The following is a 23,541-nucleotide window of genomic DNA, read 5'->3' on the forward strand; positions in this document are numbered from 1 at the left end:
CTTAGCGGGCTCTTGGACGTCAGGAGGGAACAATGGCTAAGTCAGCATACCCAACAGGCGTGGAGAACCACGGCGGTACGCTCCGCATATGGTTCATCTATAAAGGCAGCCGGGTGCGTGAAAGCCTCGGCGTGCCGGATACACCAAAAAACAGAAAGGTCGCTGGCGAGCTGCGCGCGTCGGTGTGCTTTTCGATTAAGACCGGCAACTTCAACTATGCCGCGCAGTTCCCAGACTCGCCTAACCTGAAAAGGTTTGGGGTGGAGAGCAAGGAAATCACCGTGGTGGAGCTGGCGAACAAGTGGCTTGAACTGAAGCGTATGGAGATCAGCACCAACGCGATGTCACGCTATACATCTATAGTGCGCAACATGGTGCCCAGGATAGGTGGGGACAGGCTGGTATCTGCGGTGACGCAAGAAGACCTGCTGTTTATCAGAAAGGAATTGCTGACCGGTTATCACACCCTGAAGGCAGGACAGAAAACGCCGGTTAAAGGCCGCTCTGTAAGAACGGTCAACAACTACATGAAGATCATGGGCGGGATGTTCAAATTTGCCGCTGACAGCGGGTATGTCCGGGTGAACCCGTTCACTGGGATCGCCATGCTTAAGCGATCACGATGCGAGCCTGACCCGCTGACGCGCGATGAGTTTGTCAGGTTGATTAACGCCTGCGCCCACCAGCAACTGAAAAACATGTGGTCTCTTGCCGTCTACACCGGTGTGCGCCACGGCGAACTCGTTTCGCTGGCCTGGGAAGATATCGACCTGAAAGCGGGCACAATGATGATCCGCCGGAACCACACGTTAACGAAGGAGTTCACCCTCCCGAAGACGGAGGCCGGGACGGACCGCATCATCAACCTTATTCAGCCAGCTATCGATGTGCTGAAGAGCCAGGCCGAATTAACACGCCTGGGTAAGCAGTATCAGGTTGAAGTGAAACTGCGCGAGTATGGCCGTACCGATGTGCATCCATGCACGTTCGTGTTCAACCCGCAGATCGCATCACGTAATGGCCGTGCCGGGCATCATTACGCAGTGGGGTCGATTAACCAGTCGTGGGAAGCGGCAATGCGACGCGCCGGGATTCGCTATCGCAGAGCATACCAGTCCCGACACACGTATGCATGCTGGTCGTTGGCTGCCGGTGCTAACCCGAACTTCATCGCGAAGCAAATGGGCCACACCGACGCGCAAATGGTTTACCGGGTGTACGGATCCTGGATGGCTGAAAATAACCAGGACCAGGTACTCATCCTCAACCAGAAATTAAGTGAGTTTGCCCCATCCATGCCACACGCTGTGGGATCGGATGATTATTAATTATAAATATCATTAGGTTAGGAAACCTAAACCTGCATGCCCATCACTTCCTGATACGCAGACACCAGCTTATTACGCACCTGGATCCCCATCTGCAGAGAGACCGAGGCTTTTTGTAAATCGGTCATCACATCATTCAGCGCCACGCCAGGTTCACCGAGGGTGAACTTCTCGGCCTGGGTACGCGCGGCGGTCTGGGTATCGCTGATACGGTCGAGCGCAGCATGCAGTTGCCCGGCAAAGCTGATGGTCGGCTGCTGTTCTGCCACATTCTGATTACGGGCCGTCATCGCGGTTGCCTGCAGCTGACTGATAACCCCTTCAATACCCTGTATAGCCATGACTCTCCCCTGGATGTTTTTTTACGCGGTCAAGACTAACAGCTTGTCAATAAGATAATGGCGGTAAATAGCGATAAAAAACCAGGTTATTTGGCCCATAGAAAATCACGAATCATCAAATAATGGCTGGGCCATCAATATGGAACTTTTGTCGTGTTTGCCGACCCGGGAGTCAGTTTTGTTTCTCTACACGAATAACGTAAACCACCAGGATTTAAGAGGTGCGCAATGAGTGCAGCAGCATCGACAGCGCCGCAGAATAAATCACTCGAGTGGATGAACCGCCTTCGCGCGAATCCTAAAATCCCGTTGATCGTGGCAGGCGCTGCCGCAATTGCGATCCTTGTAGCGATGGTGTTGTGGGCGAAAAGTCCTGATTACCGCACGCTTTACAGCAACCTTTCCGATCAGGATGGCGGCGCCATCGTCACCCAACTGACTCAAATGAACATCCCTTATCGCTTCGCCGATAACGGGGGTGCGCTTGAGGTACCGGCAGATAAAGTCCATGAACTCCGTCTGCGCCTGGCGCAGCAGGGCCTGCCGAAGGGCGGCGCGGTGGGTTTTGAATTGCTGGATCAGGAAAAGTTCGGTATCAGCCAGTTCAGCGAGCAGGTGAACTACCAGCGTGCGCTGGAAGGTGAGCTGGCCCGCACGATTGAAACATTAGGCCCGGTGAAGAGCGCCCGCGTGCACCTTGCCATGCCTAAACCGTCCCTGTTTGTCCGCGAACAGAAATCCCCGTCGGCTTCCGTTACTGTCAACCTTGAACCCGGCCGGGCGCTGGATGAAGGGCAAATCAGCGCGGTTACACATTTAGTTTCCAGCGCCGTCGCCGGTTTACCGCCGGGTAACGTCACGCTGGTTGACCAGAGTGGTCACCTGCTGACCCAAAGCAATACCGCCGGGCGCGATCTGAATGACGCGCAGCTGAAATATGCCGCCGATGTGGAAGCGCGCCTCCAGCGCCGCATCGAAGCGATCCTCGGCCCGGTTGTGGGTAACAGCAACGTCCATGCCCAGGTTACCGCGCAGATCGACTTCTCTAATAAAGAACAGACCGAAGAGCAGTACCGCCCGAACGGCGATCCGGCTCAGGCAGTGATGCGCTCTCGCCAGGTTAACGAAAACGAACAGGTTGGCGGTGCATACCCAGGCGGCGTGCCGGGCGCACTCTCTAACCAGCCTGCCCCGGCTAATGCGGCCCCTATTTCCACGCCGCCGGCTAATCAGCAGAACGGTCAGCAAAATCAGCAGACCACAACCTCGACGGCCAGCAATGCCGGTCCACGTACCAGCAGCCGTAACGAAACCACCAACTACGAAGTGGATCGGACTATCCGCCACACGAAACTGAACGTGGGTGATATCCAGCGTCTGTCGGTGGCCGTCGTGGTGAACTACAAAACGCTGCCGAATGGCAAACCGCTGCCGCTGACGGCAGAGCAGATGAAGCAGATCGAAGACCTGACCCGTGAAGCGATGGGTTACTCCGAGAAGCGTGGCGATAGCCTCAACGTGGTTAATTCACCGTTTAACCCGGTAGATGAGACCGGCGGTGAGCTGCCGTTCTGGCAACAGCAGGCGTTTATCGATCAGCTGATGTCTGCGGGCCGTTGGTTGCTGGTGCTGATTGTCGCCTGGCTGCTGTGGCGTAAGGGCGTTCGTCCTCAGTTGCAGCGTCGTGCAGAAGCCGAGAAAGCGGCTCGCGAACAGATGAACGCGCGTCAGGAAGTGGAAGAAGCGGTGGAAGTCCGCCTCAGCAAAGACGAACAGATGCAGCAGCGTCGTGCTAACCAGCGCATGGGTGCTGAGGTCATGAGCCAGCGCATTCGCGAAATGTCAGATAACGATCCGCGCGTCGTGGCGCTGGTCATCCGCCAGTGGATGGGTAACGAACATGAGTAATACGCTTACGGGCACCGATAAAAGCGTCATCCTGCTGATGACCATTGGCGAAGATCGTGCGGCTGAGGTGTTTAAACACCTCTCCCAGCGAGAAGTACAAATTCTGAGTGCGGCCATGGCCAACGTGCGTCAGATCTCCAACAAACAGCTGACCGAAGTGTTGTCGGAGTTTGAGCAGGAAGCCGAACAGTTTGCAGCGCTCAACGTCAACGCCAACGACTATCTGCGCTCCGTGCTGGTCAAGGCGCTGGGCGAAGAGCGTGCCGCCAGCCTGCTGGAGGACATTCTCGAAACGCGCGATACCGCCAGCGGGATCGAAACGCTCAACTTTATGGAGCCGCAGAGTGCCGCCGACCTTATTCGCGACGAGCACCCGCAGATTATCGCCACCATCCTGGTTCACCTCAAACGTGGTCAGGCGGCCGATATTCTGGCGCTGTTCGAAGAGCGCCTGCGTCACGATGTGATGCTGCGTATCGCCACCTTCGGCGGTGTCCAGCCAGCCGCGCTGGCGGAGCTGACCGAAGTGCTGAACAACCTGCTCGACGGCCAGAACCTCAAGCGCAGCAAAATGGGCGGCGTGAGAACGGCGGCGGAAATCATCAACCTGATGAAAACGCAGCAGGAAGAAGCCGTTATTACGGCGGTTCGCGAATTCGACGGCGAGCTGGCGCAGAAAATTATCGACGAGATGTTCCTGTTCGAAAACCTGGTCGAAGTGGACGACCGCAGCATCCAGCGCCTGCTCCAGGAAGTGGACTCCGAGTCGCTGCTCATCGCCCTCAAAGGTGCCGAACAGCCGCTGCGCGAGAAGTTCCTGCGCAACATGTCCCAGCGTGCGGCAGATATCCTGCGCGACGACCTTGCCAACCGTGGCCCGGTGCGTCTGTCTCAGGTGGAAAACGAACAGAAAGCGATCCTGCTCATCGTTCGTCGTCTGGCAGAAACCGGCGAGATGGTAATTGGCAGCGGAGACGACACCTATGTCTAATGAGCTGCCGTGGAAGCGCTGGACGCCTGACGATCTGGCCCCTGCCCTCTCTGAATTCACCCCGGCTGTAGTAGCGTCGCCCGAGGAGGGCGACACCGACGTCGAGGCGCCTGAACTGAGCGAAGAAGAACAGCGCACGCAGATGCTGGCGCAGTTACAAATGCAGGCGCATGAGCAGGGTTTTAATGCAGGTCTGAATGAAGGCCGACAGAAAGGCCATGACCAGGGTTATCAGGAAGGTCTGGCGAAAGGGTTAGAACAGGGTATTGAGCAGGCGCGCCAGCAGCAGGCGCCTCTCCATGCCCGTATGCAGCAGCTGGTCAGCGAGTTCCAGCACACCCTGGATGCGCTGGACAGCGTGATTGCTTCCCGGTTGATGCAGATGGCGCTGGAAGCGGCCCGTCAGGTAATTGGCCAGACCCCGGCGGTCGATAATTCAGCGCTGATCAAACAAATTCAGGGCCTGCTGCAGCAAGAGCCGTTGTTCAGCGGGAAACCGCAGCTGCGCGTTCATCCGGACGATCTCCAGCGCGTGGAAGAGAGTCTCGGTGCCACGCTGAGCCTGCACGGCTGGCGTCTGCGCGGTGACCCGTCGTTACATCACGGCGGATGCAAAGTCTCCGCCGATGAAGGCGATCTGGATGCCAGCGTCGCCACCCGCTGGCAGGAACTGTGCCGCCTGGCGGCACCGGGAGTCGTCTGATGACCGCACGCCTCACTCGCTGGCTCAACACGCTCGATAACTTTGAAACGAAGATGGCGCAACTGCCATCTGTTCGTCGTTATGGCCGCCTGACCCGCGCCACCGGTCTGGTGCTGGAAGCCACCGGCCTGCAGTTGCCTCTGGGGGCCACCTGCGTGATCGAGCGTCAGGATGGGCAGGAAACGCGAGAAGTGGAAAGCGAAGTGGTGGGCTTTAACGGCCAGCGTCTTTTCCTGATGCCGCTTGAAGAGGTGGAAGGCATTCTGCCCGGCGCGCGCGTCTATGCGAAAAACATCATCGGCGATGGTCTGCAAAGTGGTAAGCAACTCCCGCTCGGCCCTGCCCTGCTGGGCCGCGTGCTGGACGGCAGCGGTAAACCGCTCGACGGCCTTCCCGCCCCGGACACCACCGAAACCGGCGCGCTGATCACCCAACCGTTTAACCCCCTGCAGCGTACCCCGATCGAACATGTTCTTGATACCGGTGTGCGCCCGATCAACGCCCTGCTGACCGTCGGTCGCGGCCAGCGTATGGGTCTGTTCGCCGGTTCAGGGGTGGGTAAATCGGTCCTGCTCGGCATGATGGCTCGTTACACCCAGGCCGATGTGATCGTCGTGGGGCTGATCGGTGAACGTGGCCGCGAAGTTAAAGACTTCATTGAAAACATTCTGGGCGCGGAAGGCCGCGCCCGTTCGGTGGTCATCGCCGCCCCGGCGGATGTCTCCCCGTTGCTGCGTATGCAGGGTGCCGCATATGCCACCCGCATCGCCGAAGATTTCCGTGACCGCGGCCAGCACGTGCTGCTGATCATGGACTCTCTGACCCGTTACGCGATGGCGCAGCGTGAAATCGCGCTGGCCATCGGTGAGCCACCGGCCACCAAAGGCTATCCGCCGTCGGTCTTTGCCAAACTCCCGGCACTGGTTGAACGCGCAGGGAACGGCATTAGCGGCGGTGGCTCCATTACCGCGTTTTATACGGTGCTGACCGAAGGCGACGACCAGCAGGACCCGATTGCCGACTCTGCGCGTGCGATCCTCGACGGTCATATTGTGTTATCGCGTCGCCTGGCCGAAGCCGGACACTATCCGGCCATTGATATTGAAGCATCCATCAGCCGCGCAATGACGGCGCTGATTACCGAGAAGCACTACGCCCGCGTGCGTAACTTCAAACAACTGCTCTCCAGCTTCCAGCGCAACCGCGACCTGGTGAGCGTGGGGGCGTATGCCAAAGGTAGCGATCCCATGCTCGACAAAGCGATTAGCCTGTGGCCGCAGCTGGAGGCATTTTTGCAACAAGGCATATTTGAACGTGCCGACTGGGAAGATTCGATTCAGGCTCTGGAGCTGATTTTCCCGCAGGTGTAACACAGGTGGAGGGCGACGGTCATGGCGCAAAACAGCGCGTTATCAACGCTGAAAGATCTGGCTGAAAAAGAAGTTGATGATGCCGCATTGCAGCTTGGCGCAATGCGACGCGGGTGCCAGCAGGCTGAAGAGCAGTTGAAGATGTTAATCGACTATCAGCATGAGTATCGCACCAACCTCAATACCGATATGACACAGGGCATTGGAAGCCAGCGCTGGATTAACTATCAGCAGTTTATTCAGACGCTGGAGAAGGCGATAGAACAGCATCGCCAGCAGCTTCAGCAATGGACCCAAAAAGTCGACACCGCGCTGAATTTCTGGCGCGAGAAGAAGCAGCGACTGCAGGCCTGGCAGACCTTACAGGACCGGCAGATTGCCGCGGCGACGCTGGCGGAAAACCGCCAGGATCAGAAAAAAATGGATGAGTTTGCCCAGCGCGCATCAATGAGGAAACCGGAATGATCACACTGCAACAACTGCTGATGACCGACAGCGACCTGTCAGGCGGCATGCAAACGGGGAAAGGCACCGACGGTGCGCAAGACTTTCTTTCTCTGCTGGCGGGCGCGTTAACGGACGCCAGCGGTCAGGGCAAAGATGCGCCGCTGACGCTGGCCGACCTGAAGGCGGCTGGCAGCAAGCTGTCAAAGGTCGCGAAGGACGCCGGGGAAGAGTCCACCCTGCAGGCGAAAATTGCCGATCTGCTCGCGCGTCAATCCACGCAGGCTGGCGATGAAACGGCGCAGACGACGCCGCTGCAAACGCTGGTCTCCGGGCTGATGCCTGCCGCTAAGGGCGATGCCCTGAAGACGTTGACCACGGCGAATAGTGCCGATAACAGCAAAACCGAACTGAGCGAAGAAGAGCTGGCGGGCTTAAGCGCGCTGATGGCCATGCTGCCGCACCAGCAGACCTCCACGCCGGTCACGGCGAAAGGCGCGGGCAGTGAGGGGCTCAAAGCAACGTCAGCCCTGGCCGCCACGACGCTTACGCAAAACGGCACGTCTGCACACGCACTGGGCAGCGCCCTGACGGGTAAGGATAACGCGCAGCCGTCTTTCGCCGGGCAGGCGCAAAACGTTGATCCGTCCCTGCCGGCCAACGCACCGGCGACGCCAGCGCTCGCCGTCGCGGCCGAGAAACAGGATCTTGCCAGCGCGTCTTCGTCTTCAACACCAACCGCCACCCTGGCGCCGATTGTCTCCAGCCACGCCACCGCGCAGCCTGCCGCAACCGTTGCCACCGCACCGGTGTTGAGTCAGCCGCTCGGTACCCACGAATGGCAACAGAACCTGAGCCAGCACATCACGCTGTTTGCGAAGCAAGGACAGCAAACCGCAGAGTTGCGCCTGAACCCGGAAGATCTGGGCCAGGTGCACATTTCGCTGAAGCTGGATAATGACCAGGCGCAGCTGCAGATGGTCTCTGCACACGGCCACGTGCGTGCCGCACTGGAAGCCGCCCTGCCGGTACTGCGTACGTCACTGGCGGAAAACGGCATTCAGCTTACGCAGAGTAGCGTCAGCAGCGAGAGCTTTGCCGGGCAGCAGCAGTCTTCGTCCCAGCAGCAACAGCAGGCGTCGCGTTCCGGCCAACATGGCGGATTTACTGAAGAGAGCGATGAGTTGCTGCCGACCCCGGCAGCCCTGCAATCCGCTGCGAGCGGCAACCGCGCCGTAGACATCTTCGCCTAAACGCCAGAGGTAGCGTGATTATCCCCGTCTTTTCCACGCTTTGACGTCAGCCGGACACGGGATAATCACCATATTAAGCTGTACCGAAACAGGAAGCTCGTATCAGATGACTGACTCCGCGATCACCAAAAAAAGTAAGCGTTCCATCTGGATCCCGCTGCTGGTGTTAATCACGCTCGCCGCCTGCGCTACCGCGGGCTATAGTTACTGGCGCATGCAGCAGAAACCTTCTACTGCTGCGGCCAAAGCCGAACTGCCACCTCCGCCGGCACCGGTGTTCTTCCCGCTGGATACCTTCACCGTCAACCTCGGTGATGCGGATCGTGTGCTGTATGTCGGCATCACGCTGCGCCTGAAAGATGAAGCCACCCGTTCCCGACTGAACGATTACCTTCCGGAAGTGCGCAGCCGTCTGCTGCTGCTGTTCTCTCGTCAGGACGCTTCAACGCTTGCCACCGATGAAGGCAAGCAAAAACTGGTCGACGCTATTAAGCAAACGCTGGCGACCCCGCTGGTGAACGGCCAACCTAAGCAGGAAGTCACTGACGTTCTGTATACAGCCTTTATTCTGCGGTAACGACATGGGCGACAGTATTCTTTCTCAGGCAGAAATCGATGCGCTGCTCAACGGCGACAGCGATAAGAGTGATGATCCGCAACCGGGCATTGGCGGCGATAGCGATATTCGTCCCTATGACCCGAATACCCAGCGTCGCGTGGTACGTGAACGTCTGCAGGCGCTGGAGATCATTAACGAACGTTTTGCACGTCAGTTCCGTATGGGGCTGTTTAACCTGCTGCGTCGTAGCCCGGATATCACGGTCGGTGCGATCCGCATTCAGCCGTATCATGAGTTTGCCCGCAACCTGCCGGTGCCAACCAACCTTAACCTGATCCATCTGAAACCGCTGCGCGGCACAGGTCTGGTGGTGTTTTCCCCAAGCCTGGTGTTCATTGCGGTGGATAACCTGTTCGGCGGCGACGGGCGCTTCCCGACCAAAGTAGAAGGTCGTGAATTCACCCACACCGAACAGCGCGTCATTAACCGCATGCTGAAGCTGGCGCTGGAGTCATACAGCGACGCGTGGAAGGCCATTAACCCGCTGGAAGTGGAGTATGTGCGTTCTGAGATGCAGGTGAAATTTACCAACATCACCACCTCTCCGAACGACATCGTCGTCAACACGCCATTCCACGTGGAGATCGGTAACCTGACCGGCGAGTTCAACATCTGCCTGCCGTTCAGCATGATCGAACCGCTGCGCGAGCTGCTGGTCAACCCGCCGCTGGAGAACTCACGTCATGAAGATCAGAACTGGCGTGAAAACCTGGTGCGCCAGGTCCAGCATTCACAGCTTGAGCTGGTGGCGAGCTTTGCCGATATTCCGCTGCGGTTATCCCAGATCCTGAAATTACAACCCGGTGACGTTTTGCCGATAGAAAAACCCGACCGCATTATTGCCCATGTGGATGGTGTCCCCGTGCTGACAAGCCAGTACGGCACAATTAACGGCCAGTATGCGTTACGCGTTGAGCACTTGATCAACCCGATTTTGAATTCGCTGAATGAGGAACAGCCCAAATGAGTGACATGAACAATCCGTCCGATGAAAACAGCGGAGCACTGGACGATCTGTGGGCTGACGCGTTAAACGAGCAAAAAGCGACCCCGGCCAAAAGTGCAGCGGATGCCGTCTTCCAGCAGTTAGGCGGCGGTGATGTCAGCGGTACACTGCAGGACATCGACCTGATTATGGATATCCCGGTTAAGCTAACCGTTGAGCTGGGCCGCACCCGCATGACCATTAAAGAGCTGCTGCGTCTGACGCAGGGTTCCGTCGTGGCCCTCGACGGTCTGGCCGGTGAGCCGCTGGATATCCTGATCAACGGGTATCTGATTGCTCAGGGTGAAGTGGTGGTCGTGGCCGATAAATACGGCGTGCGTATCACCGACATCATTACCCCGTCTGAGCGCATGCGTCGTCTGAGCCGTTAAGAATGAAAACCCAGGCAACAGTATCACAACCTTCCGCCGTTCCCGGCTCACCGCTGCTCCAGGTGAGCGGTGCGTTGCTCGGTATTATTGCCTTTATTCTTATCGCCGCCTGGCTGGCGAAGCGTTTTGGCCTGGCGGGCAAAACCGCCGGGACGCGCGGTCTGAAGGTCAGCGCCAGTACAACACTGGGGCCACGCGAGCGCGTGGTCATCGTAGACGTTGAGGACGCTCGGCTGGTGCTGGGCGTCACCGCGTCAAACGTCAACGTTTTACATAAACTGCCGCCCGCCCCTGCTATCAGTGATGAGCGTGCAGAAGCCCCTGCGGATTTCCAGTCCGTCATGAAGAGTTTGCTTAAGCGTTCCGGGAGATCCTGATGCGCCGTGTGTTATCCCTGACGCTCGCGGGCGTTGGCCTGTTTGCTCCTGCGGTTTATGCGCAACTGCCCGGTCTGGTTTCAACCCCTCTGGCGGGCGGCGGACAAAGCTGGTCGCTCCCGGTTCAGACGCTGGTGTTCATCACCTCGCTGACCTTTATTCCGGCGATCCTGCTGATGATGACCAGCTTTACCCGCATCATCATTGTCTTTGGCCTGCTGCGAAACGCGCTGGGTACCCCTTCCGCGCCGCCGAACCAGGTGCTGCTGGGCCTGGCCCTGTTTTTAACCTTTTTTATTATGTCGCCGGTTATCGATAAGATTTATACCGACGCCTGGCAGCCGTTCAGTGAAGATAAAATCTCCATGCAGGAGGCGCTGGAGAAAGGCGCGCAGCCGCTCCGTGAATTCATGCTGCGCCAGACGCGCGAAGCGGATCTGGCCCTCTTTGCCCGCCTTTCCAACACCGGGGAGCTGCAGGGCCCGGAAGCCGTGCCGATGCGCATACTGCTGCCTGCGTACGTCACCAGCGAGCTGAAAACCGCCTTCCAGATTGGCTTTACCATCTTTATTCCGTTCCTGATTATCGACCTGGTGATCGCCAGCGTACTGATGGCGCTCGGTATGATGATGGTACCGCCAGCCACCATTGCCCTGCCCTTTAAGATCATGCTCTTTGTGCTGGTCGACGGCTGGCAGCTGCTGGTCAGTTCGCTGGCGCAGAGTTTCTACAGTTGAGGAGCGCGCAATGACGCCAGAATCGGTCATGATGATGGGCACGGAAGCGATGAAAATCGCAATTGCCGTTGCCGCGCCGCTGCTGCTTGTCGCCCTGGTGACCGGTCTGATCATCAGTATTCTGCAGGCCGCCACGCAGATTAACGAAATGACGCTCTCGTTCATTCCGAAAATCATCGCCGTGTTCGTGGCAATCATTGTTGCCGGGCCGTGGATGCTCAATCTGCTGCTGGACTACATGCGTAACCTGTTTACCAATCTGCCGTACATCATCGGCTGACGCGACGATGCTCCATTTTACCAGCGACCAGTGGATTCAGTGGCTTGGGGTCTATTTCTGGCCCATGCTGCGCATCCTGGCGCTGATCACTACCGCCCCGATCCTGAGCGAGAAAGCGATCCCGAAGCGGGTCAAAGTGGGGCTGGGCATCATCATCACCTTCATCGTTGCCCCTTCCCTGCCTCCGGTGAATATTCCGATCTTCTCGGCCAATGCGGTATGGGTGGCGTTGCAGCAAATTCTGATTGGCGTGGCGGTTGGTTTTACCATGCAGCTGGCCTTTGCGGCCGTGCGCACCGCCGGGGAACTGATCGGCCTGCAGATGGGGCTATCGTTCGCCACGTTTGTTGACCCCGGCAGCCACCTCAACATGCCGGTGCTGGCGCGCATTATCGATATGCTGGCGATGCTGCTTTTCCTGTCGTTTAACGGCCATCTGTGGCTCATCTCCATGCTGGTGGACACCTTCCACACGCTGCCCATTGGGGAAAACCCGGTTAACAGCAATGCGTTCCTGGCACTCACCCGCGCCGCAGGGCTGGTGTTCCTCAACGGATTGATGCTGGCGCTGCCGATCATTACCCTGCTTCTGACCGTGAACCTGGCGTTGGGTTTACTCAACCGCATGGCCCCGCAGCTGTCGGTGTTCGTCATTGGTTTTCCGCTGACGCTGACGGTGGGAATTTTATTAATGTCATTGCTAATGCCACTTATCGCCCCCTTCTGTGAGCATTTATTCGGCGAGATATTCAACCTTTTAGCGGATATTGTCAGCGAGCTGCCACGTAAATAATAGTCCTTACAGTTGACATTGTCTTTCTGAGGATATTCCTAAAATAAAACATGAAAAACATCTTCCAGGATATATCTGACGCGGTTTAATTGTTTCTAACCACCTCACAATACTTAATATTTACTTTACTTTAAGATGATTCCTGGCAAATTATACGTAACTTTACGGGATAGTGAGTCCGCCTGAAAGTCTTTGTCATGCTCACAGGTTTATTAATTTTTTCCATCCCGTATGGCTGTTTATGAGCTCTCAGGCAGATGGTGAATTATCGTTACGCATTGAGTGAGGGTATGCCATGTCAACGATCATTATGGATTTATGCAGCTACACCCGGCTAGGGTTAACCGGGTATCTGGCAAGCAGAGGGGTAAGAAAGAGAGACATCAACGACGCACACACCGTTGAGGAGCTCGCAGCCGCTTGTGATGAACTCAAACCAGGCGTGGTGTTTATTAATGAGGACTGTTTCATTCACGATCCAGCCAACAGTCAGCACATTAAGCAAATCATTAATCAGCATCCTAAAACCCTGTTTATTGTTTTTATGGCGATCGCAAATATCCATTTCGATGAGTATTTGTTGGTCCGTAAAAATTTATTGATCAGTTCTAAATCGATAAAACCAGAGTCGCTGGATGACATTCTGGGGGATTATTTGAATAAGGAAGTTAAGAATGTAGGAGCGGTTAACTTACCCACCCTATCATTAAGCAGAACTGAATCAAGCATGCTGCGAATGTGGATGGCCGGGCAAGGAACGATTCAAATTTCAGACCAGATGAATATTAAAGCGAAAACCGTTTCGTCACATAAAGGAAATATTAAAAGGAAGATTAAAACCCATAATAAGCAAGTGATCTACCACGTTGTCCGCCTGACCGATAATGTGACGAACGGGATTTTCGTCAACATGCGTTAGTTGCATAAGACCTTGAGTACCCTACACGATCTCTGGCCTGGCCAGAGATTTTTGCTTTTACGGGCGCTGTCGGGCATGCACCCGGGCACCCGACGCTGTATTACTCCGCTTTCTCCACAAAGATGCCATCCGGATGCCCCAGTTCGTTAAAGAACCAGATGCCGAGCGGGTAGTCTTCCAGTGATACCAGATACATTGTACCTTCACTAAACTCTTCAATTGCCAGTACCACCCCCGGGCGGCGCGGTCCACCGTCCGTTTTGACAGTAACCCGATCGTTAACCTTCATACGTTCCTCCTGTGGTTTTGAGCCAGTGTAGAACAAAACGCAAAATCACACATCGCCACGGCGCGCGAATGGCGTTTTTGTGTTCAGTCTATAATCAATGTTGGACACGGTTGAATGAGGACCCCGAAATGAAGACCGATAAAGAGTACAGCGACACCATCAAACGCGAGGTCGAAGTGGATGTCGATGCCCTGTTGGCCGCCATCAATGAGATCAGTGAGTCAGAAGTTCGTCGTACGGATGACAACTCTGACCGGGTCATCGTCAACGGAAGGGATTATCACACCTACCGTGAACTGGCCGAGGCCTTCGAGCTTGATATCCATGACTTTAGCGTGTCTGAAGCGAATCGTTAGGACGAAAAAAATCCCGGTCATGGGGATGGCCGGGATCAAACTTGCTTATGCAAGAAGCACTTGAAAATTCGTTACACCAGGAAATCTGATGTAGCTGAAACACTATCCTCAACGATTTTGCCTGACAAGCATATATTCTCATGGCGAATATTATATTTTCTAAACGTGAATTTTTGTTATGAGCAGCAAGGTACGTCGAATGCGGGTTTGGCGGGATCGGTTCCGCGCGTTTCCCTTCCGACAGTCCTATTTTTTTAGGAAAATTCTTAGATGAGGCGCTATTCGCAATCGGGATCTGCACGACCTTCCCTGCAGGACAGCCTGCTGGTTTTTTCCGACCTGGATGGTTCGTTGCTGGATATTCATACCTACGCCTGGCAGCCGGCAATGCCCTGGCTGGATAAGCTGCAGGATTTTCAGGTACCGCTCATTCTGTGCAGCAGCAAAACCGCAGCGGAGATGCAGGATATTCAGCAGGATCTGGGCCTCGAGGGGTTACCCTTTATTGCCGAAAACGGCGCAGTCATCCAACCCGATGTGCGATGGGAAAAGACTCAGCGCCAGATCAGGGGAATGACCCACCGTGACATTCGCTCGTACATCGAGCAAATCCGCCTGCAGGCAGGGTATAAATTCACCACCTTTGACGATGTCGATGACCGGGTGATCGGCGAATGGACGGGGCTGAGCCGCTATCGTTCCACGCTTGCGCGTAAACATGAAGCCTCTGTCACGCTCATCTGGCGCGACACCGATGAGAAAATGGTGCAGTTTGAAGAGGAGCTGGCGCAGCGCGGTCTGAAATGCCTGCAGGGTGCCCGCTTCTGGCACATTCTGGACGCCCGCTGCGGAAAGGACGTGGCGGTGAACTGGCTCATTGCGCAGTATCGCGAACAGGAAGGCATCATGCCCACGACGCTCGGGCTGGGCGATGGTCCGAATGATGCGCCCCTGCTCGACAGCGTCGACTTCGCGGTAGTGATCAAGGGCATTAACCGCCAGGGCATCACGCTGCGCGACGATAACCCTGCCCGGGTGTATCACACGCAGCAAGCAGGACCGGCGGGCTGGCATGAAGGGCTGGATCACTTCTTGTCCTGATCGTCCCACACCACCTGGTTGCGGCCGCGCTGTTTTGCCAGATACAGCCGGGCATCAGCTATCGACTGCAGTTGTTCGAAGTCGTAATTCCCCTTCTCCTGCGCGCAGCTGACCCCCATCGACGCGCTGATACGCAACGTCGTGCTCTTTTTCACCAGGATCTCTTTGCTGTCGATGCGTGAGCGAATACGTTCCGCCACCGCTCTCGCCTCCTCCAGCCCGATCCCCGGCAGGACCACGCAAAACTCTTCCCCGCCCACGCGCCCGGCAACGTCGTTCTTACGCAGGGCGCTGGCAATCAGCCCCGCCGCATGAGACAGCACCTTATCTCCGGCCTGATGGCCGAAGCGGTCATTGATGCTTTTAAAATTATCGAGATCGATCTGCACCACCGAGAACGGCAGCGACTGCGCCTGACATTGCGCGGCCAGCGCTTTTGCCCGCTCGAACAGCGCCCCACGGTTATGGAGGCGGGTGAGCGGATCGTGCCAGGCCTGCCACTGCAACGAGTGCTGGAGCGTGTACATGTTGCTGACCATCCGGCGGATCACCAGCCAGGAGATCAGCAGCATGGCGGTGAAGAGCGCCCACAGGAGCGCCAGCACGATACTGATGCTGCCGAAGTCGCCTTTTACGCCTTCATGCAGGGTATGGACCCGCAGGATAACCCCGTCAAAATGGTCGAGCCGCTCCCAGCTGACAAAACGGCTGCCAAGCCGGATCCCGCCGCCGGTATCGCTCTCAATGGCATGAGCAATCTGCGCCGTTTCACGCTCATCAAAATGGTTGGCCTCGCTTGTGGACGCTTCAGAAGAGGCAATCATATTGAGTCGGGTATCATACAGCTGATATTCGCCCTCGGCGTGGTCATCCGTCGCGTCGGCCAGCAGACGTTTCATGGTATTGAGAGAAAAATCCATCGCCACCACGCCGTACCAGTAATGGTCAAAATAGATGGGTACGCTGGCGGTGATCATGCGCTCGTTGCCGGTCCAGGTTGACGGTGTGGAGATAAACCACAGTACCGCGCGCGCACGGTTATTACGTTCCGTTTGCTGCGTAAACCAGGGCTGGGTCACCAGATGGTAATAGCGCGGGATGATATCGGCGCTCTGTGCAGGCGTATCCGTGGAGAGGTAAAACCCGGCCCGGGAGACATAGACTACCCGCTCTTCGCTGCGCATGACCGGAGAGGCCAGCCTGAGCAAATACCCCACTTCAAGCGCAGCAGACACTTCATTATCGAGAAGTTCATTGTCGCGATTGAGGAGCGTGGTTTTTTCAACAAAAGCATCCGATACGCCGTTGATGGGCAGCGTACGTTTTTTATCCACAGCCAGCTGCCAGAAAGGACGCGTCCGGTCTGCATTGAAGCGTGTCACCGCAGCACGCAGGACATCAAACGCCAGCGGTGTCTGGAGCGCATCGCGCATGCTCTGGCGGAAAAACAGCAGTTTGTCCACGCTGAACTGAAGCTGTCTGTCCAGCGACGTGGCCACCGTTTCCAGATGGTTGCGCTGGCTTGAGATATAGGCATCTTCCAGCACCACCACTTCACGCCAGGTGAGGAGGGTCGAAAAAACCAGTACCACCAGAAAACAGAGATTAACAATCGCACCTGGATTGCTACGCTTATGCAGCCATTGCAGAAAAGTTCGTCTTACAACAAAGGTATCACGCTGCACACATACTCCCTGATCGCTTCCTTACACCCGATACTTGATATAAAAACGCCCGGCAAGGCCGGGCGTTAAGTGATTAAGCCTTGTCACGCTTTTGCCGCCCGTCACCCGGCTGAAGCTCATCTTCACGAAACGCTTCCCGCTTGATGCTGTAACCGTCATGCCACCGACACTCCACCATTCCGCTGGAATAGCCGGTGACAATCATACGTGGGCCGCCCTTCTTAGGCTTAACTTCATCACTGACCAAAAAGACCATACCTGCCTCCTGTATCAGGGTGAAACTGTTTCAATTTAGACGAGGAATGGCCTTTTTGCATCCTGGCGCGGGTAACAATTAGTGCGCCGTACCGCGCAGCTTTTCAACCAGCTTCACTACGGCGACCACGATACTGCCCACAATAAAGCCCAGCACCAGATTAAGCAGCGTAGGCAAAATGGCCGCCACCACGGCGCCCTGCTGTGCAGCAAAATGTTCTATCGCATGGTGCAGCGGCGCAATACCATGTACCACAATCCCACCGCCGACAAGGAACATCGCCAGCGTCCCCACCACGGAAAGACTCTTCATCAACCACGGGGCGAGCACCAGCAGGCTTTTACCAATCCCTTTAGCTACCGCGCTCGATTTCTCTTCCAGCCAGAGGCCAATGTCGTCGAGTTTAACGATAAGCCCTACCAGGCCGTAAACCCCCACCGTCACCAGAATGGCGATCCCGGAGAGGATCAGCACCTGATTCAGCAGCGGCGATTCAGACACGATACCCAGCGTAATAGCCACAATCTCCGCCGACAGAATAAAGTCGGTACGAACGGCGCCCTTGATTTTATCGCGTTCGAAAGTTTTTGGATCCTGCGCCGCCAGCGCTTCCAGACGCTGCTGGCGCATTTCTGGCGTGTCGTGCTTCTTCCTCGCGGCGAAGGAGTGCAGCACCTTCTCTACCCCTTCAAAGCATAAAAATGCGCCGCCAATCATCAGCAGCGGCGTAATCGCCCAGGGGATAAAGGCGCTGATCAGCAGCGCCAGCGGCACCAGAATCACCTTGTTGAGGAATGAGCCTTTCGCCACGCCCCATACTACCGGCAACTCGCGGTTAGCCCGCACCCCGCTTACCTGTTGCGCATTTAGCGATAAATCATCCCCCAGAACCCCTGCTGTTTTCTTCGCCGCCAGTTTTCCCATAACGGAAATATCGTCCAGCAAGGTGGCAATATCGTCCAGCAATGTTAATAAGCTACTTCCCGCCAAAATGACTATCCTTCTTTTTTTGCTAATTAAGTGAATAGTATGGAACAAAACCGCACACCCGGAAACAGGCACATTGCGTCAACAAAAATTTCACAGCAACTACACAATTAAAGGGCTCGCCAGCCCGGTAGTTTTGGCGTTTACTATGAGCGAACTTTTTATTTCGTCGTGAGGGACTATGCGTTTTCGGCACTTACTACCGCTCATCGGGGCGCTCTTTTCGCTGTATATCATCTGGGGGTCAACCTACTTCGTCATTCGCATTGGGGTGGAAAACTGGCCTCCGCTGATGATGGCGGGTATCCGTTTTCTCTCGGCTGGCGTCCTGCTGATGGCCTTCCTGCTGCTGCGCGGACATAAACTCCCCCCGCTGCGCCCGATGCTGAATGCGGCGCTGATTGGCCTGCTGCTGCTGGCCGTGGGCAACGGCTTTGTCACGGTTGCTGAACATCAGAACGTGCCCTCCGGTATCGCCGCGGTAGTGGTCGCCACTGTCCCGCTGTTCACGCTCTGCTTTAGCCGTCTTTTCGGCATTCGCACCCGCAAGCTGGAATGGCTGGGGATTGGAATTGGGCTCGCCGGGATCATTCTGCTCAACAGCGGCGGCAACCTGAGCGGTAACCCGTGGGGGGCCGTGATTATCCTTATCGGATCCATGAGCTGGGCGTTTGGCTCCGTCTATGGTTCGCGTATTGAGCTGCCGTCCGGCATGATGGCGGGCGCTATTGAGATGCTTGCCGCAGGCATTGTGCTGCTGATTGCCTCCACGCTGACGGGCGAAACGCTGACAACCATGCCGGATCTGTCTGGCTTCCTCGCCGTGGGTTATCTGGCTCTGTTTGGCTCCATCATTGCCATTAATGCGTACATGTTCCTTATCCGCAACGTCTCTCCGGCGGTCGCCACCAGCTACGCCTACGTTAACCCGGTGGTGGCCGTGCTGCTGGGAACGGGACTCGGCGGTGAAACGCTGTCGCCGGTTGAATGGCTGGCGTTGGGCGTGATTGTGTTTGCCGTGGTGCTGGTCACGCTGGGGAAATACCTGCTGCCCGCTAAGCCTGAGGTGGTGCCGTGTCAGGTGGAGAAACCGTAAACGGATGAATACCCTGAGTGTCGATCTGCGCGGTCTGACCGCCGCCGCAGATCCACTCTTCCAGCCGTTCGGTCAGATCCCGATCGTTCAGCTTCAGTCTGCCGCGTAGCGCACACTCCCACACCACCAGCACCCGCCATCCCTGTTCGACAAGCGTGGCGATATCCCGCCGATCGCGCTGGACGTTTTTGCCAATCTTCTCCAGCCAGAAATCGGTGCGCGTCGCCGGGACTTTAAACAGGTAGCAGTCGTGACGGTGCCAGAAGCAGCCGTGGGTAAAGATAATGCACTCATAGGCATCAATGACGAAATCAGGACGCCCGGCAAGTGCGGCATCCTGCACCCGAAAGTCAAAGCCTGCCTCAGTCAGTAGCCCGGCGAGGCGTTTCTCAATCGCCGTATCACGCGTGCCGATGGCACGCATGTTTTTACTGCGCGTCGCCTTATTGTGCACATCCGTCATTGACGGCCTCACTCTGGCGCAGGGCAACCGCCTGTTTAATGCGTGAGGACAGCAGTTTCGCCACCGCCGCAAAGGCGGGCACCACCACCGAGTTGCCAAACTGTCGGTAGGCCTGCGTATCAGAGACCGGAATGCGGAAGCTGTAACCCTGCGGCGTCTCAAACCCCATCAGCCGCGCGCACTCGCGTGGGGTTAAGCGACGTGGACGATGACGCTGATTCTCAGGGTTATCAAAGTCTTTCTCGCCCAGCGCTTTGTCCCAGCCACGATCGATCAGGATCTCCGCACCGTCTTTGTAATAGCGCGCGGACAGGGTACGGGTGACACAGTGCGGATCGTTCGGGTTGACCAGGCCAAAACCAAAACCGTTGCCTTTTGCCTGATGCTTTTTGGCATAGCGATAGAGGTACTTCCACAGCACCGGGGTGAGGATAAATTTCGCGTCGACGGCGGGCTCCAGAAGATCGGCGACGGACGGACGGCGCGCCGGATAGAGCGACGGGATATCCCGCAGGGTAAAATCACCTTTCAGGTTGAGATCGCGGCGGAACCCGACCAGCACAATACGTTCCCGGTGCTGGGGCAGGAAGTATTTCCCGTCAATGATTTTCGGATCATCGGCACCCATATCCTGGGAATCCGCCACGTCGTAGCCCAGCTCATCCAGCGTCTGCATAATAATGCGGAAGGTTTTACCGCCGTCATGACTCTTTAAATTCTTGACGTTTTCCAGCACAAAAATGGCCGGACGGCGGGCATCGATAATACGGGCGACATCAAAAAACAGGGTTCCCTGCGTATCGCAGGCAAAACCGTGGGCACGCCCGAGGGCATTTTTCTTCGATACCCCGGCAAGCGAGAATGGCTGGCACGGGAAGCCCGCCAGCAGTACGTCATGCGCCGGGATGTTCTGGCGAATATGCTCTGCCGCCTCTTCATCGCTCACGCCGCTTTTATGGCTCAGCGTGACATCGCGGATATCCGCGTTGAACTGATGCGCCTCCGGGTCACAATACCAGTTAGCTTTATAGGTGCGGACAGCATGTTTATTCCACTCGCTGGTGAAGACGCACTGTCCGCCGATGGCTTCAAATCCGTGTCGAATGCCCCCGATACCGGCAAACAGATCGATAAAGCGGAAGGCATAATGGGGATGGGCGGCGGAAGGACGCGGAAGCAATGTTTGCAGATAACGAAACTCGTCGTCGCTCAGGCGATGCCCTGCCCGCTCGCTGGTGATAAGTCTCTTAATGATTGCCGGGCTCCAGTGGCCCTCACCGTGTGCCATGAGCTGGCTGGCGAGGGTTTTGGCATCATAGATATCCAGCAGCTGGCGCAGCAGCGCCTGCACCGTTGCCGTTGATTTCTCAGCCTGCTCAGGTGCGGGCTCACTCACTGATCGATTTTCCTGCATTCTTTTAACCGGACAATAAAGACTGGAAACAGATTACCACAGTTCAACGGTGCAAACTGCGACGGAAGCGGCTCAGTACCTGGCTATCCAGCCCCAGGCAGTCACCCTGTAATTCGGCACTCAGTTTTGCCATAAACTGGATGAGAAAATCGGCGTTGTGGCGTGCCAGCTCGCGCCCCATTTCTGTTTGCATTGTATCAGGCAGGCGCAGCAGCTTGGTCTGAAAATGGTCGAGGGCAAACGCCCGGTCATCAGGGGTTCGCGCGTCAGCAAAGGGATCGTGTGCGTCAAAAAGCGGCACGCCCAGCGCCCCAGAAACGGCAAACACGCGCGCCAGGCCAATCGCCCCTAACGCTTCCAGCCGGTCAGCGTCCTGCACAATTTTCGCTTCCAGACTCTGCGGCGCGATCCCGGCGCTGAAGCTGTGCGCCTCAATAGCATGCGCCACGGCGTCATAATGCGCGGGGGGAAAGTCCGGGAAGGAGCGATGCAGGATCTCACGCGTTTTACGCGCTGCCAGCCGGGATGACTGGCCGCGTTCAGGATGGTTTTTCGGCAGGCTGACAATATCGTGAAAATAGCAGGCGGTCAGGATCACCAGCGGCTCGACCGCCTGGTTAGCCATGATTTTTTGCGCCGTCATCCAGACGCGACGAAAATGGGAAATATCATGCGCGGTGTCGTCGGTGGTATGGTTTTCCCCGAGCCAGCGCTCAAAATGTTGCTGCCACTGCGTAAGTTCCATCATCACGTCCTGTTGTTAAAATGGTTACAATAGCAACTTTCCCGGACGCTATCACGAGTTGTCCTGACGGGGACGGGTGTACCACGCAATCCCACCCAGGATCAGGCCGACCGTGCCCAGCACCAGAAACCCCAGCAATGCCCCAAGCCATTTGCCGCTGGTCGACCCCAAATCCCCCTCCACTGCCGCATTCGGCAGCGACGGTATTTTACTGATCACCCAAACATACCGGGCCATCGTCCAGACAAAGTAACCGCAAAAAGCATAAAACACCCACAGGGCCAGTTTGCCTCCCAGGCTGCGTTCGATTTTTCGTTCCATCTTTCACTCCACGGTCACCGCCGTACCGTTTGCACATGCTTACTCTGTTTTTGTGATAATCGTCACATTTTGGCATTAAACCCTGTGCTGTGTGAAGGTTTCTGACGCTCAGTTTGCCTTAAGTTGATCCTGGGCAAGGTTACAGAAGAGGACGACTGGTGAGTGTTTAATTCGGAGAATTATAATTAAGGCTAATAATAGAATTTATAAAATAACCACGAAAAATACTTAACAATAATTAACCAATATATATTTCAAATTATAATTCACGAGAAAAATAAAGCGACACTTAGAAATATTTAGTAATATTTTTACCCATTTAATTACATTTATTATTGAACTTAAACTCCCTCTCCTGGAATAGTATCGACGCTGTAGTTGCGGAGCGTGATTACATATATTCATATAAATTATCTCTAAAGGGAATATATAATAAAAAGAAAAGTATTGGCCATTCTTGTACCCGCGTTATTAATGGCTGGCGCAGCAAATGCCGCTGAGATTTATAACAAAGACGGTAATAAACTTGATTTCTATGGAAAGATGGTTGGTGAACGCATCTGGTCCAACACTGATGAAAGCAACAGTGAAAATGAAGATACGTCATATGCCCGTTTTGGCGTAAAAGGCGAAACGCAAATTAATAGTCAACTGACCGGTTACGGCCAGTTTGAATACAACATTGAAGCCAGCAAGCCTGAAGGTGAGCAGGACGAAAGTACACGTCTGGCCTTTGCAGGTCTGAAATTCGCAGACTACGGTTCATTCGATTATGGCCGCAATTACGGCGTGGCTTATGACGGCGCGGCGTATACCGATATGCTGGTTGAATGGGGTGGCGACTCATGGGCTGCCACAGATAACTTTATGACTCAGCGTACCAATGGCGTTGCGACCTACCGTAACACCGATTTCTTCGGTATGGTTGAAGGTCTTAACTTTGCTGTTCAGTACCAGGGTAAAAACGATAACCGCAATGAATTCAAAGCAAATGGTGATGGTTACAGCATGTCTGTGAATTATAACCTTGATGGCTTTGGTTTCGTTGGCGTCTACGGTAAATCCGATCGTACCGATGAGCAATCTGCTGACGGTTATGGCGATACGGCGGAAGTTTGGTCTCTGTCTGCTAAATATGATGCAAACAACGTTTATGCTGCGGTGATGTACGGTGAAACCCGTAATATGACTAAAGTTGGATATAACGCCTTCGCCAATAAGACCCAAAACGTTGAAGCCGTTGTTCAGTATCAATTCGACTTTGGTCTGCGTCCATCCCTGGGCTATGTATATTCACAGGGTAAAGATCTGTATGCCCGTAATGGCTATAAAGCCGACATTCCGCAGCTAATTTAGGAATAAACTACCTCATAGAGTCTACCGAGTAA

The 23,541-nt window shown here is 55.6% G+C and carries 26 protein-coding genes and 2 pseudogenes; 19 read left to right on the forward strand and 9 right to left on the reverse strand.

What is annotated here, in order from left to right:
* The first annotated feature begins 32 nt into the window (after positions 1 to 32).
* Positions 33 to 1,328, forward strand: coding sequence for a site-specific integrase (locus tag HX884_RS13875; protein ID WP_178328365.1), 1,296 nt, complete (start codon positions 33 to 35; stop codon positions 1,326 to 1,328).
* 26 nt (positions 1,329 to 1,354) lie between these two features.
* Here HX884_RS13875 and fliE read toward each other — a convergent pair whose 3' ends face one another.
* A complete protein-coding gene (gene fliE / locus HX884_RS13880) occupies positions 1,355 to 1,669 on the reverse strand; it encodes a flagellar hook-basal body complex protein FliE (protein WP_013097729.1) in 315 nt (104 codons plus the stop codon).
* A 228-nt stretch (positions 1,670 to 1,897) separates the two neighbouring features.
* Here fliE and fliF point away from each other — a divergent pair, with 228 nt between their 5' ends.
* From fliF to rcsA, 14 genes and pseudogenes are all read left to right on the forward strand, one after another.
* The gene (gene fliF, locus HX884_RS13885; RefSeq protein ID WP_023619799.1) at positions 1,898 to 3,577 is read left to right on the forward strand and encodes a flagellar basal-body MS-ring/collar protein FliF; all 1,680 of its coding nucleotides are present in this window, start codon (positions 1,898 to 1,900) and stop codon (positions 3,575 to 3,577) included.
* Entirely contained in the window at positions 3,570 to 4,568 is a 999-nt protein-coding gene (gene fliG, locus HX884_RS13890) for a flagellar motor switch protein FliG (protein ID WP_008500327.1), read from the forward strand. The genes fliF and fliG overlap by 8 nt, the downstream gene beginning before the upstream one ends.
* The gene (fliH, locus tag HX884_RS13895) at positions 4,561 to 5,271 is read left to right on the forward strand and encodes a flagellar assembly protein FliH (protein WP_013097731.1); all 711 of its coding nucleotides are present in this window, start codon (positions 4,561 to 4,563) and stop codon (positions 5,269 to 5,271) included. Before fliG ends, fliH begins: the two co-directional genes overlap by 8 nt.
* The gene (fliI, locus tag HX884_RS13900; RefSeq protein WP_013097732.1) at positions 5,271 to 6,641 is read left to right on the forward strand and encodes a flagellar protein export ATPase FliI; all 1,371 of its coding nucleotides are present in this window, start codon (positions 5,271 to 5,273) and stop codon (positions 6,639 to 6,641) included. Before fliH ends, fliI begins: the two co-directional genes overlap by 1 nt.
* A 21-nt stretch (positions 6,642 to 6,662) precedes the next feature.
* Entirely contained in the window at positions 6,663 to 7,106 is a 444-nt protein-coding gene (gene fliJ / locus HX884_RS13905; protein ID WP_013097733.1) for a flagellar export protein FliJ, read from the forward strand.
* Positions 7,103 to 8,338, forward strand: a complete 1,236-nt coding sequence (fliK, locus tag HX884_RS13910; protein WP_178328366.1) for a flagellar hook length control protein FliK — start codon at positions 7,103 to 7,105, stop codon at positions 8,336 to 8,338. Before fliJ ends, fliK begins: the two co-directional genes overlap by 4 nt.
* 106 nt (positions 8,339 to 8,444) lie before the next feature.
* Positions 8,445 to 8,915: a flagellar basal body-associated protein FliL gene (gene fliL / locus HX884_RS13915; RefSeq protein WP_014832480.1), complete on the forward strand. Its 471-nt coding sequence runs from the start codon at positions 8,445 to 8,447 to the stop codon at positions 8,913 to 8,915.
* 4 nt (positions 8,916 to 8,919) lie between these two features.
* The gene (gene fliM / locus HX884_RS13920; RefSeq protein ID WP_013097736.1) at positions 8,920 to 9,924 is read left to right on the forward strand and encodes a flagellar motor switch protein FliM; all 1,005 of its coding nucleotides are present in this window, start codon (positions 8,920 to 8,922) and stop codon (positions 9,922 to 9,924) included.
* Positions 9,921 to 10,334 (forward strand): flagellar motor switch protein FliN, encoded by a 414-nt coding sequence (fliN, locus tag HX884_RS13925; RefSeq protein ID WP_008500318.1) that lies wholly within the window; start codon positions 9,921 to 9,923, stop codon positions 10,332 to 10,334. The genes fliM and fliN overlap by 4 nt, the downstream gene beginning before the upstream one ends.
* Before the next feature lie 2 nt (positions 10,335 to 10,336).
* Positions 10,337 to 10,711 carry a flagellar biosynthetic protein FliO gene (gene fliO / locus HX884_RS13930; protein WP_013097737.1) on the forward strand — a complete coding sequence of 125 codons (375 nt, stop codon included), beginning with the start codon at positions 10,337 to 10,339 and terminating at the stop codon, positions 10,709 to 10,711.
* Positions 10,711 to 11,448: a flagellar type III secretion system pore protein FliP gene (gene fliP / locus HX884_RS13935; RefSeq protein ID WP_178328367.1), complete on the forward strand. Its 738-nt coding sequence runs from the start codon at positions 10,711 to 10,713 to the stop codon at positions 11,446 to 11,448. The genes fliO and fliP overlap by 1 nt, the downstream gene beginning before the upstream one ends.
* A gap of 10 nt (positions 11,449 to 11,458) precedes the next feature.
* The gene (gene fliQ / locus HX884_RS13940) at positions 11,459 to 11,728 is read left to right on the forward strand and encodes a flagellar biosynthesis protein FliQ (RefSeq protein WP_008500315.1); all 270 of its coding nucleotides are present in this window, start codon (positions 11,459 to 11,461) and stop codon (positions 11,726 to 11,728) included.
* A 7-nt stretch (positions 11,729 to 11,735) separates the two neighbouring features.
* Positions 11,736 to 12,537, forward strand: a pseudogene (gene fliR, locus HX884_RS13945) (flagellar biosynthetic protein FliR).
* Positions 12,538 to 12,816: 279 nt separating this feature from the next.
* Positions 12,817 to 13,440: a transcriptional regulator RcsA gene (gene rcsA, locus HX884_RS13950; protein WP_013097740.1), complete on the forward strand. Its 624-nt coding sequence runs from the start codon at positions 12,817 to 12,819 to the stop codon at positions 13,438 to 13,440.
* A gap of 100 nt (positions 13,441 to 13,540) precedes the next feature.
* On the opposite strand, the gene dsrB is transcribed toward rcsA, so the two are convergent.
* Positions 13,541 to 13,729, reverse strand: a complete 189-nt coding sequence (gene dsrB, locus HX884_RS13955; RefSeq protein WP_013097741.1) for a protein DsrB — start codon at positions 13,727 to 13,729, stop codon at positions 13,541 to 13,543.
* A gap of 128 nt (positions 13,730 to 13,857) precedes the next feature.
* On the opposite strand from dsrB, the gene yodD reads away from it, so the two are divergent.
* Both yodD and HX884_RS13965 read left to right on the forward strand, forming a co-directional pair.
* The gene (gene yodD, locus HX884_RS13960) at positions 13,858 to 14,085 is read left to right on the forward strand and encodes a YodD family peroxide/acid resistance protein (RefSeq protein WP_013097742.1); all 228 of its coding nucleotides are present in this window, start codon (positions 13,858 to 13,860) and stop codon (positions 14,083 to 14,085) included.
* 270 nt (positions 14,086 to 14,355) lie between these two features.
* A complete protein-coding gene (locus HX884_RS13965; protein ID WP_058683353.1) occupies positions 14,356 to 15,186 on the forward strand; it encodes a mannosyl-3-phosphoglycerate phosphatase-related protein in 831 nt (276 codons plus the stop codon).
* On the opposite strand, the gene dgcQ is transcribed toward HX884_RS13965, so the two are convergent.
* The 3 genes from dgcQ to HX884_RS13980 form a co-directional block, all read right to left on the reverse strand.
* Entirely contained in the window at positions 15,171 to 16,871 is a 1,701-nt protein-coding gene (dgcQ, locus tag HX884_RS13970; protein ID WP_058683352.1) for a cellulose biosynthesis regulator diguanylate cyclase DgcQ, read from the reverse strand. The two genes, HX884_RS13965 and dgcQ, sit on opposite strands and share 16 nt — an antisense overlap.
* 73 nt (positions 16,872 to 16,944) lie before the next feature.
* The gene (locus tag HX884_RS13975; protein WP_013097745.1) at positions 16,945 to 17,127 is read right to left on the reverse strand and encodes a YodC family protein; all 183 of its coding nucleotides are present in this window, start codon (positions 17,125 to 17,127) and stop codon (positions 16,945 to 16,947) included.
* Positions 17,128 to 17,205: 78 nt separating this feature from the next.
* Positions 17,206 to 18,126 carry a DUF808 domain-containing protein gene (locus tag HX884_RS13980; protein WP_178328368.1) on the reverse strand — a complete coding sequence of 307 codons (921 nt, stop codon included), beginning with the start codon at positions 18,124 to 18,126 and terminating at the stop codon, positions 17,206 to 17,208.
* Positions 18,127 to 18,295: 169 nt separating this feature from the next.
* Here HX884_RS13980 and yedA point away from each other — a divergent pair, with 169 nt between their 5' ends.
* On the forward strand, positions 18,296 to 19,210 hold the full coding sequence (gene yedA / locus HX884_RS13985; protein ID WP_058681710.1) for a drug/metabolite exporter YedA: 915 nt from the start codon (positions 18,296 to 18,298) through the stop codon (positions 19,208 to 19,210).
* Here yedA and HX884_RS13990 read toward each other — a convergent pair.
* The 4 genes from HX884_RS13990 to drpB form a co-directional block, all read right to left on the reverse strand.
* Positions 19,170 to 19,673: a very short patch repair endonuclease gene (locus HX884_RS13990; protein WP_023619809.1), complete on the reverse strand. Its 504-nt coding sequence runs from the start codon at positions 19,671 to 19,673 to the stop codon at positions 19,170 to 19,172. The genes yedA and HX884_RS13990 overlap by 41 nt on opposite strands.
* A complete protein-coding gene (locus HX884_RS13995; protein WP_058681711.1) occupies positions 19,654 to 21,069 on the reverse strand; it encodes a DNA cytosine methyltransferase in 1,416 nt (471 codons plus the stop codon). Before HX884_RS13995 ends, HX884_RS13990 begins: the two co-directional genes overlap by 20 nt.
* A gap of 61 nt (positions 21,070 to 21,130) precedes the next feature.
* A complete protein-coding gene (locus tag HX884_RS14000; RefSeq protein WP_058683350.1) occupies positions 21,131 to 21,832 on the reverse strand; it encodes a phosphohydrolase in 702 nt (233 codons plus the stop codon).
* Between the two features lie 51 nt (positions 21,833 to 21,883).
* Positions 21,884 to 22,153 (reverse strand): cell division protein DrpB, encoded by a 270-nt coding sequence (drpB, locus tag HX884_RS14005; protein ID WP_058683349.1) that lies wholly within the window; start codon positions 22,151 to 22,153, stop codon positions 21,884 to 21,886.
* Positions 22,154 to 22,585: 432 nt separating this feature from the next.
* Here drpB and HX884_RS14010 point away from each other — a divergent pair.
* Positions 22,586 to 23,485: pseudogene (locus HX884_RS14010) on the forward strand (porin); the annotation flags it as partial.
* Positions 23,486 to 23,541: the final 56 nt, after the last annotated feature.

Source organism: Enterobacter sp. SECR19-1250 (genome assembly GCF_013391025.1).
GTDB classification, from domain to species: domain Bacteria; phylum Pseudomonadota; class Gammaproteobacteria; order Enterobacterales; family Enterobacteriaceae; genus Enterobacter; species Enterobacter cloacae.

Excerpts from the sequence above, each read along its gene's own strand:
- HX884_RS13875 (WP_178328365.1), top strand. The coding sequence starts at position 33 with ATGGCTAAGTCAGCATACCCAACAGGCGTGGAGAACCACGGCGGTACG.
- fliE (WP_013097729.1), bottom strand. The coding sequence starts at position 1,669 with ATGGCTATACAGGGTATTGAAGGGGTTATCAGTCAGCTGCAGGCAACC.
- fliF (WP_023619799.1), top strand. The coding sequence starts at position 1,898 with ATGAGTGCAGCAGCATCGACAGCGCCGCAGAATAAATCACTCGAGTGG.
- fliG (WP_008500327.1), top strand. The coding sequence starts at position 3,570 with ATGAGTAATACGCTTACGGGCACCGATAAAAGCGTCATCCTGCTGATG.
- fliH (WP_013097731.1), top strand. The coding sequence starts at position 4,561 with ATGTCTAATGAGCTGCCGTGGAAGCGCTGGACGCCTGACGATCTGGCC.
- fliI (WP_013097732.1), top strand. The coding sequence starts at position 5,271 with ATGACCGCACGCCTCACTCGCTGGCTCAACACGCTCGATAACTTTGAA.
- fliJ (WP_013097733.1), top strand. The coding sequence starts at position 6,663 with ATGGCGCAAAACAGCGCGTTATCAACGCTGAAAGATCTGGCTGAAAAA.
- fliK (WP_178328366.1), top strand. The coding sequence starts at position 7,103 with ATGATCACACTGCAACAACTGCTGATGACCGACAGCGACCTGTCAGGC.
- fliL (WP_014832480.1), top strand. The coding sequence starts at position 8,445 with ATGACTGACTCCGCGATCACCAAAAAAAGTAAGCGTTCCATCTGGATC.
- fliM (WP_013097736.1), top strand. The coding sequence starts at position 8,920 with ATGGGCGACAGTATTCTTTCTCAGGCAGAAATCGATGCGCTGCTCAAC.
- fliN (WP_008500318.1), top strand. The coding sequence starts at position 9,921 with ATGAGTGACATGAACAATCCGTCCGATGAAAACAGCGGAGCACTGGAC.
- fliO (WP_013097737.1), top strand. The coding sequence starts at position 10,337 with ATGAAAACCCAGGCAACAGTATCACAACCTTCCGCCGTTCCCGGCTCA.
- fliP (WP_178328367.1), top strand. The coding sequence starts at position 10,711 with ATGCGCCGTGTGTTATCCCTGACGCTCGCGGGCGTTGGCCTGTTTGCT.
- fliQ (WP_008500315.1), top strand. The coding sequence starts at position 11,459 with ATGACGCCAGAATCGGTCATGATGATGGGCACGGAAGCGATGAAAATC.
- rcsA (WP_013097740.1), top strand. The coding sequence starts at position 12,817 with ATGTCAACGATCATTATGGATTTATGCAGCTACACCCGGCTAGGGTTA.
- dsrB (WP_013097741.1), bottom strand. The coding sequence starts at position 13,729 with ATGAAGGTTAACGATCGGGTTACTGTCAAAACGGACGGTGGACCGCGC.
- yodD (WP_013097742.1), top strand. The coding sequence starts at position 13,858 with ATGAAGACCGATAAAGAGTACAGCGACACCATCAAACGCGAGGTCGAA.
- HX884_RS13965 (WP_058683353.1), top strand. The coding sequence starts at position 14,356 with ATGAGGCGCTATTCGCAATCGGGATCTGCACGACCTTCCCTGCAGGAC.
- HX884_RS13975 (WP_013097745.1), bottom strand. The coding sequence starts at position 17,127 with ATGGTCTTTTTGGTCAGTGATGAAGTTAAGCCTAAGAAGGGCGGCCCA.
- yedA (WP_058681710.1), top strand. The coding sequence starts at position 18,296 with ATGCGTTTTCGGCACTTACTACCGCTCATCGGGGCGCTCTTTTCGCTG.
- HX884_RS13990 (WP_023619809.1), bottom strand. The coding sequence starts at position 19,673 with ATGACGGATGTGCACAATAAGGCGACGCGCAGTAAAAACATGCGTGCC.
- HX884_RS14000 (WP_058683350.1), bottom strand. The coding sequence starts at position 21,832 with ATGGAACTTACGCAGTGGCAGCAACATTTTGAGCGCTGGCTCGGGGAA.
- drpB (WP_058683349.1), bottom strand. The coding sequence starts at position 22,153 with ATGGAACGAAAAATCGAACGCAGCCTGGGAGGCAAACTGGCCCTGTGG.